General features: G+C 68.1%; 13 protein-coding genes and 1 pseudogene. 5 read left to right on the top strand and 9 right to left on the bottom strand.

Going from position 1 to position 13,199, the window contains the following annotated elements; all coding sequences use genetic code 11:
- Window positions 1-594 (bottom strand): biotin/lipoyl-containing protein (locus RTO53_RS16325; protein WP_312238787.1); only part of this gene is annotated, 594 nt, incomplete at its 3' end.
- A gap of 210 nt (window positions 595-804) precedes the next feature.
- Entirely contained in the window at window positions 805-1,326 is a 522-nt protein-coding gene (locus tag RTO53_RS16320; RefSeq protein WP_312238786.1) for a DNA-deoxyinosine glycosylase, read from the bottom strand.
- Between the two features lie 192 nt (window positions 1,327-1,518).
- Here RTO53_RS16320 and RTO53_RS16315 point away from each other — a divergent pair, with 192 nt between their 5' ends.
- The 3 genes from RTO53_RS16315 (at window position 1,519) to glpK (ending at window position 5,478) form a co-directional block, all read left to right on the top strand.
- Window positions 1,519-2,151 (top strand): OmpW family outer membrane protein, encoded by a 633-nt coding sequence (locus RTO53_RS16315; RefSeq protein WP_312238785.1) that lies wholly within the window; start codon window positions 1,519-1,521, stop codon window positions 2,149-2,151.
- Between the two features lie 301 nt (window positions 2,152-2,452).
- Complete coding sequence (gene glpD / locus RTO53_RS16310; protein WP_312238784.1) at window positions 2,453-3,940, top strand: glycerol-3-phosphate dehydrogenase; 1,488 nt, start codon at window positions 2,453-2,455, stop codon at window positions 3,938-3,940.
- A gap of 38 nt (window positions 3,941-3,978) precedes the next feature.
- Window positions 3,979-5,478, top strand: coding sequence for a glycerol kinase GlpK (glpK, locus tag RTO53_RS16305; protein ID WP_312238783.1), 1,500 nt, complete (start codon window positions 3,979-3,981; stop codon window positions 5,476-5,478).
- Window positions 5,479-5,487: 9 nt separating this feature from the next.
- Here glpK and RTO53_RS16300 read toward each other — a convergent pair whose 3' ends face one another.
- Both RTO53_RS16300 and RTO53_RS16295 read right to left on the bottom strand, forming a co-directional pair.
- Complete coding sequence (locus RTO53_RS16300; protein WP_312238782.1) at window positions 5,488-6,282, bottom strand: MetQ/NlpA family ABC transporter substrate-binding protein; 795 nt, start codon at window positions 6,280-6,282, stop codon at window positions 5,488-5,490.
- A gap of 123 nt (window positions 6,283-6,405) precedes the next feature.
- Window positions 6,406-7,371 carry a YafY family protein gene (locus RTO53_RS16295; RefSeq protein WP_312238781.1) on the bottom strand — a complete coding sequence of 322 codons (966 nt, stop codon included), beginning with the start codon at window positions 7,369-7,371 and terminating at the stop codon, window positions 6,406-6,408.
- Between the two features lie 93 nt (window positions 7,372-7,464).
- Here RTO53_RS16295 and RTO53_RS16290 point away from each other — a divergent pair, with 93 nt between their 5' ends.
- Complete coding sequence (locus tag RTO53_RS16290; protein ID WP_312238780.1) at window positions 7,465-8,082, top strand: hypothetical protein; 618 nt, start codon at window positions 7,465-7,467, stop codon at window positions 8,080-8,082.
- A gap of 118 nt (window positions 8,083-8,200) precedes the next feature.
- On the top strand, window positions 8,201-8,977 hold the full coding sequence (locus RTO53_RS16285) for a DUF481 domain-containing protein (protein WP_312238779.1): 777 nt from the start codon (window positions 8,201-8,203) through the stop codon (window positions 8,975-8,977).
- 71 nt (window positions 8,978-9,048) lie between these two features.
- Here RTO53_RS16285 and hemC read toward each other — a convergent pair whose 3' ends face one another.
- The 5 genes and pseudogenes from hemC to RTO53_RS16260 form a co-directional block, all read right to left on the bottom strand.
- Window positions 9,049-9,960, bottom strand: coding sequence for a hydroxymethylbilane synthase (gene hemC, locus RTO53_RS16280; RefSeq protein ID WP_312238778.1), 912 nt, complete (start codon window positions 9,958-9,960; stop codon window positions 9,049-9,051).
- Window positions 9,961-9,969: 9 nt separating this feature from the next.
- Window positions 9,970-10,698 carry a LytTR family DNA-binding domain-containing protein gene (locus tag RTO53_RS16275; RefSeq protein ID WP_312238777.1) on the bottom strand — a complete coding sequence of 243 codons (729 nt, stop codon included), beginning with the start codon at window positions 10,696-10,698 and terminating at the stop codon, window positions 9,970-9,972.
- A 10-nt stretch (window positions 10,699-10,708) separates the two neighbouring features.
- Window positions 10,709-11,755 carry a sensor histidine kinase gene (locus RTO53_RS16270; RefSeq protein ID WP_312238776.1) on the bottom strand — a complete coding sequence of 349 codons (1,047 nt, stop codon included), beginning with the start codon at window positions 11,753-11,755 and terminating at the stop codon, window positions 10,709-10,711.
- Window positions 11,756-11,757: 2 nt separating this feature from the next.
- Window positions 11,758-12,423 (bottom strand): alpha/beta hydrolase, encoded by a 666-nt coding sequence (locus tag RTO53_RS16265; protein WP_312238775.1) that lies wholly within the window; start codon window positions 12,421-12,423, stop codon window positions 11,758-11,760.
- 54 nt (window positions 12,424-12,477) lie between these two features.
- Window positions 12,478-13,199 (bottom strand): annotated as a pseudogene (locus RTO53_RS16260) (glucan biosynthesis glucosyltransferase H); the annotation flags it as partial.

Genomic DNA, 13,199 nt, shown 5'->3' with positions numbered 1-13,199 from the left:
CACGTCGCCCTTGGTGATGCGGCCGCCCTTTTCGGTGCCGCTCAGCTGATTCAGGTCCACCCCCAGCTCGCGGGCGAACACGCGCACCGCCGGGGAGGCATACGGCACCTTCTGCGGCAGCACGCTGTCGGCGTTGAACTGCACCGGCGGGCTGGTCGGGGCACCGGCGGACGGCGCGGCAGCGGCCGGGGCGGGCTGGGTCGCCTTGGCGGCCGCCTGCTCGATCTCGCGGGCGGCCAGCTTGTCCGGCTCGGCGGCAGCGGCGACCGGCTCGACCTTGGTCGCGGTCTCGGCCGCTTCGGTCTTGGCCGCCGGGGCCGGCGCGGCGGCGGCGGCCGGCTTGGCCTCGCCCTCGCTGACTTCGATCAGGGCAACGACCTTGCCTTCGGACAGGTTGTCGCCCACCTTGACCTTGATCTCCTTGACCACGCCGGCCACCGAGGACGGCACCTCCATCGTGGCCTTGTCCGATTCCAGCGTGACCAGGCCCTGGTCCTTCTTGACGGTGTCTCCAACGGCGACCAGCACCTCGATTACCGGGATATCGCTGTAGTCACCGATATCGGGGACAAGTGCTTCCTTGATTTCGGCCATGGGGATAACTCCGGCAATCTGGTGTAGGGAATCGCCTATTGTGGGGGCAGGAGGCGTCAGCGCCAACCGGCTGGGCGAACTTTTGCTCCCCCTGTCCCGGGACAACCTGTTGCAGCGGCCTGCTTTGCCCGGCTTGCGCTTGGTACAGCACGAAGCAGTATTTTCCAGTCGGTACCGTATTGTCCCCCGCCGCGCGCCGGTGTCATCGACTCACGGCCGCCGTGCATCGGCCAGCGGTTGCCAGGCGGCCTGCAGCTTCGGCAGCGGCCAGGCCGCGTTGGCCGGGCTGGTGGACGGCAGCGACCAGATCGGCAGCGGGCGGCCGGTCTGTGCCAACGTCGGTGCGATGAAACGCAGAAAGGCCTGGTGCGCGGTACCCCCGTTGCAGGCAACCGCGCGCAGCTGCGGCAACGTGGCGATCAGTGCACCCAGCGCATTGGGCACCTCACTACCGCGCACGATCGACGCATCCAGGCTGCCACGGCGTCGGCACTGACCGATCACATCCCACAACCCGACGCCGCTGGCATTCAACGCAGCGATGCGCGTTGCATACGGCAGCGCCGCCTCGACGCCACACAGCGCCTGCATCAGCGGCCAGAAACGATTGCGCGGATGGGCGTAGTACTGCGCGGCCTGCAGCGATGCCACGCTAGGCATCGAGCCCAGCACCAGCACGCGACAATCGCCGGACACCTGCGCGGGAAAGCCGATGCATGTCGTTTCTTCCATCACATCTCCACCAGGTGCATGAACATCCTCGATCGTGACAATGGCCGATTTTTCAGGCGTTTTCTGCTGTTCGCTGAACGGAACAAACTAAATTTTAACGCGCGTCGGATTCGATTCATGTTGCGGGGACTACGTTTGCCTCGCCCCGGAACAAAGGGGCCCAGAACAAAAACACCCTGAGGAGATTCCCCCATGCGCTCCATTCGCACCCTGACCCTGGCAACCCTGACCGCCCTGGCCTTCGCACCGGCCGCTTTCGCGCAGGATTCCAGCACCGACACCGCTTCGGGCAAGCATTTTGCCGTGGTTGGCGGCGTCTCGCTGCTGCAGCCGAAGAACGATCCCATCGACGGCGTGCGCAAGGTGGACGGCGGCCCGGCCCCGACCCTGAGCTTCAGCTATTACATCAACGACAACTGGGCCGTTGAGCTGTGGGGCGCTGCCGACAAGTTCGATCACCGCGTGCGCGGCACCGATGGCGCGCGTCTGGGCACCGTCGAGCAGCAGCCGATCGCGCTGAGCGGCCAGTACCACTTCGGCCAGGCGGACAATGTCTTCCGTCCGTTCGTCGGCGTGGGTTACTACGAGTCCAACTTCAGCAATGAAGAACTGGCCAGCGACGTGGGCCACATTGGTCTGAAGACCGCCAAGGGCGCGATCGGCACCGTGGGTGTGGACATGAACATCAACAGCACCTGGTTCGCCCGCGCCGATGCCCGCTACATGCATTCGCGTCCGGAGCTGACCATCAACGGTGACAACACCGGCGACAAGGCCAAGCTGGACCCGTGGACCGTCGGCTTCGGCATCGGCGCCCGCTTCTAAGCGCCCGCCACGCGTTCAATGCAGTACTCAACGGGCCCCTCGCGGGCCCGTTGTCGTTTTCGGGCTTCGCTGTCGTCGGATTTTGGATTATCCGCGCCACTGCGTAGATGAAATTCGCCGGATCGCTCGCCCGTATTGGCTGGACTGGCATGGGTGAGTTGGCGGGACTCACAGGCCCCTGCCCTGCCCGGGACAGCCGACGCACAAAAAAACACTTTTCATTCCCCCTTGTCCCGCCACCGCCGATACTGCCCGCATCGCACTGCCGGGGATGGGGATGGAAGGAACCGGAACGGAACCGATGCTCGACCTGCTGGTCATTGGCGGCGGCATCAATGGCGCCGGCATCGCCCGGGACGCCGCCGGGCGCGGCTGGTCGGTGTGCCTGTGCGAACAGGACGACCTGGCCGCGCATACCTCCAGCGCCAGCACCAAACTCATCCACGGCGGCCTGCGCTACCTGCAGTACGGCGAATTCGGCCTGGTCCGCAAAGCCCTGCGCGAACGCAGCGTCCTGCACCGCCTCGCCCCGCACCTGGTCATCCCCACCGAGTTCGTCCTGCCCCAGGCCCCGCACCTGCGCCCGGGATGGATGCTGCATGCCGGCCTGTGGCTGTACGACCACCTCGGCCACGCTGGCGCCGCATTCCCGCGCTCGCAACGACTCGACCTGCGTCGCGATCCGCGTGGCGCCGTGCTTCAGACCGGCTTCCGCCGTGGCTTCAGTTACGCCGATGCCCGCGTCGACGATGCCCGCCTGGTCGTGCTCAATGCCCTGGACGCACACGAACGCGGCGCGCAGATCCGCGTGCGCACCCGCTGCGAACAGCTCATCCGCCACCGCGATCACTGGTGGGCGGTACTGCGCACCACCGATGGCAGCGTGCAGCGGCTGCGCACCCGCGCCGTCGTCAACGCCACCGGACCGTGGGCCGGCAACCTGCTCGAACGCGCCGGCATGGACGCCCCGATCGGCCTGCGCCTGGTCCAGGGCAGTCATATCGTCATACCGCGCCTGTACGCGCATGACAGCGCCTACCTGCTGCAGCAACCGGATCAACGCATCGTCTTCGTGCTGCCGTTCGAACAGGACTTCACCCTCATCGGCACCACCGACGTGGATTACGACGGCGATCCTGCCCAGGTACAGGCTGCGGGCAGCGAGGTGGCCTACCTGTGCGAGGCGGTCAACCGCTGGCTGCGCGTACCCGTGCAACCGACCGACGTGATCTGGAGCTACAGCGGCGTCCGCCCGCTGCTGGCCGACCACCATCATGAGGCGGCCAAAGTCACCCGCGACTACCGCTTGCAGCTGGACGCCAGCCAGGCGCCGCTGCTCAGCGTGCTCGGCGGCAAGCTCACCACCTACCGCACCCTCGCCGAAGAAGCGGTCGACCAGCTTGCGCCGGTCCTGGGCCGCAGCGAACCGGCCTGGACCGCCACCGGGCCCGCCCTGCCCGGTGGCGACGGCGGCGACGCGCACACCGTGCAGGCGCGCCTGCAGTCGCGCTATCCGCACCAGCCACCGACCCTGCTGGCGAGCCTGGCGCGACGCTATGGCACGCGCGCGGCCGCCCTGCTTGGCGCAGCGGCCACGCCGGTGCAGCTGGGCACGCACTTCGGCGCAGGCCTGTACCAGCGCGAAGTCGATTACCTCATCGCACACGAATGGGTCCGCGATCCCGACGACCTGCTGTGGCGACGCACCCGGCTGGGCCTGCGCCTGGATGCGGCGCAGCGCGCCGTACTTGCCCAGTACCTGCAGCAGCGCGTGGCGGCGATGGCGTAGGCTGTGGCGTCACCTCGAATCGTCGTACGGAGCAAGGCATGGACAAGCAGTACGTGCTCGCCATCGACCAGGGCACCACCAGTTCCCGCGCGATCCTGTTCGATCGCAGCGGACGCCTCGTCGGCAGCGCACAGCGCGAGTTCGCCCAGCTGTTTCCCGCGCCGGGCTGGGTCGAGCACGACCCGCGCGAGATCCTCACCAGCGTCTATACCACCCTGACCGAGCTGCTCAACCGCGAGCAGGTCGACGCGCGCCAGATCGCCGCCATCGGCATCACCAACCAGCGCGAAACCACCGTGGTCTGGGACAAGGCCACCGGCCAGCCGATCCACAATGCCATCGTCTGGCAATCGCGGCAGAGCCATGCCATCTGCGAACGGCTCAAGGCCGATGGCCATGAGCCACTGGTGCGCGCGCGGACCGGCCTGCTCATCGACGCCTATTTTTCAGCCACCAAGATCCGCTGGATCCTGGACCACGTGGACGGGGCACAGGCCCGCGCCGAGCGTGGCGAACTGCTGTTCGGCACCATCGACAGCTGGCTGGTGTGGAACCTCAGCGGCGGCACCGCCCACGTCACCGACTACAGCAATGCCGCGCGCACGCTGCTGTTCAACATCCACACCCTGGACTGGGACGAGCAGCTGCTGCAGCTGCTGGACATCCCGCGCGCCATGCTGCCGCAGGTGCGCAGCTCCAGCGAGGTGTATGCCAGCACCCAGTCGCAGTTCTTCTTCGACCAGCGCATTCCGATCGCCGGCATCGCCGGCGACCAGCAGGCAGCATTGTTCGGGCAGGCCTGTTTCGAGCCGGGCATGGCCAAGAACACCTATGGCACCGGCTGCTTCATGCTGATGAATACCGGTGACAAGGCCGTGGTGTCCAACAACGGCCTGCTGACCACGCTGGCGTGGGGCATCGACGGGCATGTCGAGTACGCACTGGAAGGATCGATCTTCGTGGCCGGCTCGGTGGTGCAGTGGCTGCGCGACGGGCTGCGCATGTTCGGCAAATCCAGCGACTGCCAGGCCTATGCCGAACGCGTGCCCGACACCGGCGGGGTCTACCTGGTGCCGGCCTTCGTGGGCCTGGGCGCGCCGTATTGGCGCAGCGATGTGCGCGGGGCGATGTTCGGCCTGACCCGTGGCACCGGCAAGGAGCACTTCATCCGGGCGGCGGTGGAATCGATGGCCTACCAGACCCGCGACGTGCTGGCGGCGATGCAGGCCGATGCGGGCATCGAACTGAAGGAGCTGCGCGCCGACGGGGGCGCGATCGCCAACGACTTCATGGCGCAGTTCCAGAGCGACATCCTCGGCGTGCCGGTGCTGCGCCCGCAGGTGGCCGAGACCACCGCGCTGGGCGCGGCCTACCTGGCCGGCCTGGCCACCGGGTTCTGGTCCAGCCGGGCGGAGATCGCCCAGCAGTGGGCGGTGGACCGGCGCTTCACGCCGCAGATGCCGGTGGACCATCGCGAGGCGCTGTATGCCGGCTGGCAACAGGCGGTACAGGCCACAATGGGGTTCCGGGTGGGGTGACGCCGGCGATCAGAACGCCGGCAGCACCGCGCCCTTGTATTTCTCGGCGATGAAGGCCTTCACTTCCGGGCTGGTCAGGGCCTTGGCCAGCTTCTGCACGCGGGCGTCGTCCTTGTTGTCCGGGCGGGCGACCAGGAAGTTCACGTACGGCGAATCCTTGCTTTCGATCGCCAGTGCGTCCTGGGTCGGGTTGAGCCCAGCATCGAGCGCGTAGTTGGTGTTGATCAGGGCCAGGTCGACCTGGTCGAGCACGCGCGGCAGCATCGCCGAATCCAGTTCGCGGAACTTGAGCTGCTTGGGGTTGGCGATGATGTCGCGCTGGGTGGCCAAGGCGTTGGTCGGATCCTTCAGCGTGATCAGGCCGGCCTTGTGCAGCAGGATCAGTGCGCGGCTGTTGTTGCTCGGATCGTTGGGAATCACCACGTCGGCACCGACGGGCACTTCATCGAGCGACTTGAAGCGGCGCGAGTACGCACCGAACGGCTCGATATGCACGCCGACGACCTTGACCAGGTCGGTCTTGCGGTCGCGGTTGTAGGCGTCCAGGTAGGGTTCGGTCTGGAAGTAGTTGACGTCCACCTGCTTCTGCACCAGCTGGTCGTTGGGCTGCACGTAGTCATTGAACACGCGTACGTCCAGCTCGAGGCCTTCCTTCTGCAGGATCGGCTTGACCACCGCCAGGATCTCCGCATGCGGCACGGCCGTCGCGGCCACCACCAGCTTCTGGGAATCGGCGTTGGGCTTGCCGCAGGCGGCCAGGGCCAGCGCGGCGGCAAGCAGCGGGAGCAGCAGGGTCTTCTTCATGGGGGGCGGTATCCGGGGGCAACGATAGCGCCCAACCATACCGTACGCCCCGGCCTTGCGGTATCCGGGGCCATATGACCGGCGGGCATGAGCCATGCGGACGGGCGGGCGCCCGCCGCGCCGTTACTCGTAGTTGGTCAACGCCAGCGCGAGCAGCGCCTTGGCCTGCTCGCGCAGCATCACCGGCTCGATGATCTCCGCGTCCGAGCCGTAGTGCAGCACGTCCATCAGCAGCTCGCGCGAGACGCTGTAAGGCACCTTCAACTCGTAGCGGCCATCGGCCAGGAAGCGCCCCTGCTGCCTGGAATGCCAGTGTTCGTCGGCCACCCAGCGCGCGGCCTTGGCACTGAACACGATCGTGGCCCAGCCCTTGGGCGGGCCGGAGAAGATGCCGTAGCTGGCGCCCAGCTGTTCGTCCAGCTCGTTGTCATCGACGTCGCGGGCGACGGTGTCCACCACCCGCGCCTTGTAGATGCGGTCCACGGCGAAACTGCGCAGGCCCTCACGACCGTGGTCCCAGGCATCGAGGTACCAGTTGTCGCGGTAATGGGTCATGCGTTGCGGCGAGACCGTGCGCTTGGTCGCCTCATCGGTGGAACGCGCGCGGTATTCAAAGGCCAGCTGCTTGCGCTCCAGCACCGCCGAGGCGACCGCACGGAAGCTGGCTTCGTCGAACTTGCGGCCACGGTGCGGGATCACCCGAACCCGGTCGACCGGCCAGGTGGAGACCCCGGCCTGGGCCGCGAGCAGGCCTTCGATGCGCTGCTGCAGCGGCGCCAGCACCGAGGACAGCACGCCGCCACCGGTCCGCGCCAGCAGATGCTGGGAGGCCAGCAACGCATGCAGCTCTTCGGAACTGAGCCACAGCCCGGGCAGTTCGAAGCGGTCGCTCTCGTCGTCCTGGTAGCGGAAGCCGGCCTCGCCGTCGCCCTCCACCGGCGCCATCAGCGCATCGCGCAGGAACGCCAGGTCGCGGTAGACGGTGGCGCGGGAACACTCCAGTTTTTCCTGCAGGGTCGCCACCGTCACCGGATAGCGCGCGGACTTCAGCAGACGATGCAGGGCGTTGATGCGTTCATATCGGTCCATGACCCGATTATGTCCGAGTCGCCGTCGTTGTGGCGGCTCCGGCCGCATCTTGGGCTATCGTGAGGGCCCCAAACCCACCCGTTGCCGCCTGCCATGCGCCTGTTGCCCGCTGCCATCCTCCTGTCCGCGCTGTTGTCCGGCTGCGGGGGGAGCGCCGATCCGGCGGCCACGGCCCCGCCTGCGGCGCCGGGCACGCTGCCGGTGGCGGTCGATCCGGTGCAGGCGGTGCTGGGTGCCAGCCAGCGCTTCGGCCAGCTGCGCAGCTTCCACGCCACCCTGCGCATGCAGGGGCCGCGCACGGTGGAAACCACGATGGACTTCGTCGCCCCGGACCGCTACCGGTTGCAGACCGACGACGGCCCGCAGCTGATCATCGGCGACACCTTCTTCCTGCAGCGCGCCGGTGAAGTGCGCCAGGTGCCGGTGCCGCCGGGCCTGCTGGCGCAGTGGCGCAACCCGCTGCCGCCCGATCTTGCCCCGGCCCAGTTGCAGGTGGAGGATCTGGGCAGCGAGACCGTCGGCGGGCAGCCGGCGCACAAGTACCGCGTGCGTCACGTCAGCGCCGCGCCGGACGGGATGCTGTACTGGATCAACGCGCAGGGCCTGCCGGTGCAGATCGAGCGCGATGGCCAGACCCATGGCCAGACCTACCGGATCACGTTGCGCTACGCGCGTTTCAATGACCCGACGCTGCGCATCGCGCTACCCTGAACAGGCGATCTGCCCGAACCCCTGCTAAAGCGCGGGGCGATGGCGGAATTGCGCGCGGGATGCATCAAGTATCATTCCCCGCTGCCTGTCCCCCACCGTTCGATCCGGAGAACCGTTGATGTCCCTGCGCGTCTCGTTGCTTGTTCCCCTGCTGCTGTGTGCCCCTGTGGCCTTTGCACAGGACACCACCGACCCGGCGGCGATGACCTCGCCATGGAGCGGCAGCGGTGGTGAATTCGGCTTCGCCTCGGCGCGCGGCAACAGCAACACCGAAAGCGCGAACGGTCGCCTGCGCCTGCGCTATACCGACGACGACTGGGTGCACAGCCTGGACCTGTTCGGCCTGCGGTCGCGTTCGGAATACACCGAAACCAATGACGATGGCACCACCACCAAGCGCAGCAACACCACCGCCAACCGTTACACCGGCAGTGCCGGCAGCGCGCTGCAGCTGGGCGAGCACCGCCAGCTGACCGCCACGGTGCGTTACGAGCGCGACGATTTCGCCACCTACGACCGGCAGAGCTCCTTCGGTCTGGGTTACGGCACCCGGTTGGTGGAAGGCGACCGCTTCTACATGGATGCGCAGATCGGCCCCGGTGTGCGCCGCACGCACAACACCGAAGACGATGCCACCCGCACCGGCCTGATCGGTCGCGGCCTGTTCGACGTGAAGTACTCGCTGACCCCTAACACCGACCTGGTCAACACGCTGCTGGTGGAATCGGGCTCGTACAACACCTTCGGCCAGAATGATTTCGGCGTGTCGGTGAGCATGAACGAGCACCTGGCGCTGAAGGCCGGCTGGCAGGCGCGTTACAACAGCGACGTGGCCGAAGACAAGCGCAAGACCGACACGCTGACCACGATGAACGTGGTGTACAAGTTCAAATAAGGCCCGTGGGCGCAGCCGCGCCCACCGCCCCCGCGCGGTAGAGCCGACCGTTGGTCGGCTGAGCGGGCCCCTCACACCGCGAGCAGTTCGCCCGCGCCGCCGTCCAGCAGTCCCCGCGCCACCAACTGCCCCAATGCCTCCGGATCACTGCCCGGGCCACGTGCCTCAGCGCGCACGGTGCGTCCATCAGCGACGCCGCCGACCAGGCCCTGCAGGAACAGATCCTCGCCTTCCCACTGCGCAAAGCCGGCGACCGGCACATGGCAGCTGCCATGCAGCGCGCGGTTCATCGCCCGCTCGGCTTCCACGCAGGCGCGGGTACGCGCATCGTCCAGCGCGGCAAACAGCGCCATCACCTGGGCGTCCTCGCCATTGCATTCCACCGTCACCGCGCCCTGCGCCGGTGCCGGCAGCCACGCCGGTGCGGTGAGCCGGGCCACGATGCGATCGCCCAGGCCGAGCCGCTCGAGCCCGGCCACGGCCAATACGATCGCGTCGTAGCCGCCGTTGTCCAGCTTGGCCAGGCGCGTATTGACGTTGCCGCGCAGGTCCAGCAGTTCCAGGTCCGGGCGCAGCGCGCGCAGCTGGGCCTGGCGACGCAGCGACGAGGTGCCTACGCGCGCGCCGAGCGGCAGCGCGTCCAGCGAGGCGTACAGGTTGGAGATGAAGCCATCGGCCGAATCATGCCGGGGCAACATGGCCGGCAACGCGAACGGTGCGTCCAGCTCCATCGGCACGTCCTTGAGCGAATGCACCGCGCAGTCGGCTTCGCCGCGCAGCATCGCCAGCTCCAGCTCCTTCAGGAACAGGCCCTTGCCACCGATGGCGGCCAGCGAGCGGTCCAGCACTTCATCGCCGCGGGTGCTCATGGGCACCAGCACCACGTCCAGCCCCGGGTGCGCCTGGCGCAGGCGGTCGGCGACGTATTCGCTCTGCCACAAGGCAAGCGGGCTCTTTCGGGTGGCGATGCGCAGGGTTTTCATGGCCCCATTTTACAGGTGCTTGAGGTCCTGCTTGATGCTGGCCACGCAGCGGCGGCTCACCTCCAAGGGCGCCTTGCCATGGCGCAGCACGGCCTGGACCTGGCCTGCGCCATTTCGTCGCAGCTCGATCAGCTCGTGGCGGGCGACCAGGCAGTTGCGGTGGATGCGCACGAAGCGGTTGGCGAATTCCTCCTCCAGCGACTTCAGCGATTCCTCGATCAGGTCCTCGCCACGGGCGTGGTGCACCACCACGTACTTCTCTTCGGCCTGCAGGTAATGGATGTCTTCGATCGGGATCAGCCGCAGGCTGCCACGCAGGCGTGCGCACAGCAGCGTGCGCGCCTGCTGGCTGGGTGCACTCGGTTGCCCGCTGCGGCCGGCCAGGAAGGTGCGCGCACGTTCCAGCGCGGCGGCCAGGCGTTCGGGACGCACCGGCTTCATCAGGTAGTCGATTGCCGCCGCTTCGAATGCCGACAGCGCATGCGCATCGTAGGCGGTGCAGAACACCACCGCCGGGCGCGGGTCGAAGGTGGCCAGGTGGCGCGCGGCCTCCAGCCCGTCCAGGCCGGGCATGGCGATGTCCAGCAGCACCAGGTCCGGCTGCAGTTCGGCACAGGCATGCAGGGCCTGCTCGCCGTTTTCGGCCTCGGCCACCACCTCCACCCCGGGCTGTTCGGCCAGCAGGCTGCGCAGGCGCTCCCGGGCCAGCGGTTCGTCGTCGGCGATGACCACCTTCACGTCTGTTTCCTCAGGGCACCGGCACGGTGATGTCGCAGGCATAGTAGCCGTCGCTCCACGCTCCCGTCATCCGCGCGGCCGGGCCGAAGCGCCAGGCCAGGCGGTGGGCGATGCTGCGCTGCGCGTGGCCGGCGCCGTGCGCCAGCGGCAGCGCCCGTGCCTGCGGATCCGGCGCCGGGTTGCGCACGCGGATGTGCAGCTGGTTGCCCGTGCAGGACAGCGCGATGACGATGGCGCCTCCCCCGGGCAGGCGCGAAATGCCATGCAGCACGGCGTTTTCGACCAGCGGTTGCAGCACCAGCCGTGGCATCGGCAGCGACCACGGCAGCGGTTCGTCGCGTTGCCACTGCACCTGCAGGCGCTCGCCCAGCCGCAGCGATTCGATCGACAGGTAGCGCTCGGCCAGTTCGCACTCATCGCGCAGGGTGGAATCCCCCTCGCCGGCCCCGAGCGCGGCACGGAACAGGTCCGACAGGTCCAGTACCGCGCGTTCGGCAACCACCGGGTCGCGGCGGACCAGGCTGGCGATCAGGTTCATGCTGTTGAACAGGAAATGCGGGCGGATCCGCGCCTGCAGCGCATCGGCCTGGGCGCGTGCGTTGGCCACGGTCTGCGCGCTCCAGCGATCGCTGACGTAGAAGTAGCGCAGCGCCAGCGCAACGATCAACGCGGTCATGGTGGCGCTGCCGAGGGTGAAGCGCCAGAACCCGACCTCCTGCGCGAACCCCTGGGTATCGAGCACGCCGTACAGGCCATGCACGACGCCGGCGCAGAGCGCGGCGATCAAGGCGGTCATCGTCACCGCCAGCGCAGTGCCGACCGACTCCGGCAGGCGCGACAAGGCCGTGCGCGCCACGCACAGGCACACGGTCACCGCCAGCGCCAGCCACAGCGCGAAGCCACTGGCCGACAGGAAGTCGGACAGGCTCCAGTGGCGGCTGCCATCCGGCGCCAGTGCCACCACCACCACCACCAGTTCGGCCAGGCCGAGCATCGCCGCCAGCCGTGGCAGACGGCACAGTTCGGGCAACCAGGGCAGCTGGCGGGCGTCGTTCATGCTCAGGTGGTCTGGAACCGTGCGTCCAGCCAGTCGCCCAGCGCCTGCAACTCCTCGGCGCAGACCTGGTGGGCCATCGGGTAGGCGTGCCACTCCAGCGGGAAGCCGAGGTCCTTGAGGGTCTGCGCGGTATGCGCGGCGATTGCCTGCGGGATCACCGGATCCTGCGTGCCGTGGGCCATGAACACCGGCGGCCGGATACCGTCGGGCGCGCGCTGCGCAGCCGCGTTCTCGGGGTCAGGCAGGTAGGTGGACAGCGCGATCAGCCCGCCGATCGGACGCGTGCGGCGCAACAGCGCACTGAGGATCACCGCGCCGCCCTGCGAGAAGCCGGCCAGCAGGATCCGCTCGGCGGGAATGCCGCCGGCGATCTGCTGCTCGATCAATGCGTCCAGCGCCTGCACCGACGCATCCACGCCGGCGGCGTCGGCCCGCGAGCGGAAGTCCATGCTGACGATGTCGTACCAGGCCCGCATCGGCAGGCCGTTGTTGATGGTGATCGGCTGCACCGGCGCATGCGGGAACACGAAGCGGATAGCCGGCCAGTGCGGGCGCAGCAGTTCGGGCACGATCGGCGCGAAGTCGTTGCCATCGGCACCGAGGCCATGCAGCCACAGCACCGCCCATTGCGGGTCGGTGCCGGTTTCATTGATGACGCTGTCCAGCATGGGGCGACTCCAAGACATTGAAGCCGCATTATGCAGCGCCGCCGGGCCTGCCGGTCAGCCGGCCGTGGTGTGCTCGGCCGCAGCCCGGCGCAGTTGCGCCGCGCGCACCAGCACCTTGGGCGGCGCGGTTTCTTCGGGAATCTCCATCAGCCGCAGCCGGTGCATCAGCGTGCCGGCGCTGCGCGAGGAGGTCAGCGCCACCACCGGGATGGCCAGCACCATGCCGATCACCACCGGGGCCATCCACGCCGCCAGCGAGGGCGACACCGCATAGGCCAGCGCGCCCATGAACAGCCCGAACACGCTCAGCCCACCGTAGCCGCGGATCAGCGCCGGCCAGGAGATGCCGCCGTCGTCGCGCTGCTGCGCATCCCAGCCCGAATCCTTGCCGGCCAGCACTTCGGCCACGCCGCGCGACTGCACGTACATCACCACCGGCGCCATCAGCGCGGCGAGCACGGTTTCCAGCAGCATCGACAGGAACGCGCGGATGCCGCCGCCGCAGCCACGCCGATCGACCCGGTCCAGCAGCATGGCGAAGTACCCCAGCACCTTGGGGGTCAGCAGCACCACCATGGTCATGGCGAACATGCGGATCACCTTCTCTTCGTCCTGGTGGCGCCAGTACACGCCGGGCGAGAGATGCAGTACTTCGTTGAAGTCGATGCCGCCCTGGAACAGCGGAATGGCGATGCCCACCAGCATCAGCATCCCCCACATCGGCGCGGTGAAGTAATGGCCGATGCCGATCATCATGTGCATGCGGCTGACCCAGT

This window comes from Stenotrophomonas sp., from assembly GCF_031995405.1.
In the GTDB taxonomy this organism is placed as follows: Bacteria; Pseudomonadota; Gammaproteobacteria; order Xanthomonadales; family Xanthomonadaceae; genus Stenotrophomonas.
Note: the sequence above shows the minus strand (reverse complement) of the source record. Positions and strands in the feature narration are given on the sequence as shown.

Coding starts and splice junctions, on each gene's coding strand:
- glpK (WP_312238783.1), top strand. CDS start 3,979: ATGGACAAGCAGTACGTGCTCGCCATCGACCAGGGCACCACCAGTTCC.
- glpD (WP_312238784.1), top strand. CDS start 2,453: ATGCTCGACCTGCTGGTCATTGGCGGCGGCATCAATGGCGCCGGCATC.
- RTO53_RS16320 (WP_312238786.1), bottom strand. CDS start 1,326: ATGGAAGAAACGACATGCATCGGCTTTCCCGCGCAGGTGTCCGGCGAT.
- RTO53_RS16300 (WP_312238782.1), bottom strand. CDS start 6,282: ATGAAGAAGACCCTGCTGCTCCCGCTGCTTGCCGCCGCGCTGGCCCTG.
- RTO53_RS16265 (WP_312238775.1), bottom strand. CDS start 12,423: ATGCTGGACAGCGTCATCAATGAAACCGGCACCGACCCGCAATGGGCG.
- RTO53_RS16270 (WP_312238776.1), bottom strand. CDS start 11,755: ATGAACGACGCCCGCCAGCTGCCCTGGTTGCCCGAACTGTGCCGTCTG.
- RTO53_RS16290 (WP_312238780.1), top strand. CDS start 7,465: ATGCGCCTGTTGCCCGCTGCCATCCTCCTGTCCGCGCTGTTGTCCGGC.
- RTO53_RS16295 (WP_312238781.1), bottom strand. CDS start 7,371: ATGGACCGATATGAACGCATCAACGCCCTGCATCGTCTGCTGAAGTCC.
- hemC (WP_312238778.1), bottom strand. CDS start 9,960: ATGAAAACCCTGCGCATCGCCACCCGAAAGAGCCCGCTTGCCTTGTGG.
- RTO53_RS16285 (WP_312238779.1), top strand. CDS start 8,201: ATGTCCCTGCGCGTCTCGTTGCTTGTTCCCCTGCTGCTGTGTGCCCCT.
- RTO53_RS16315 (WP_312238785.1), top strand. CDS start 1,519: ATGCGCTCCATTCGCACCCTGACCCTGGCAACCCTGACCGCCCTGGCC.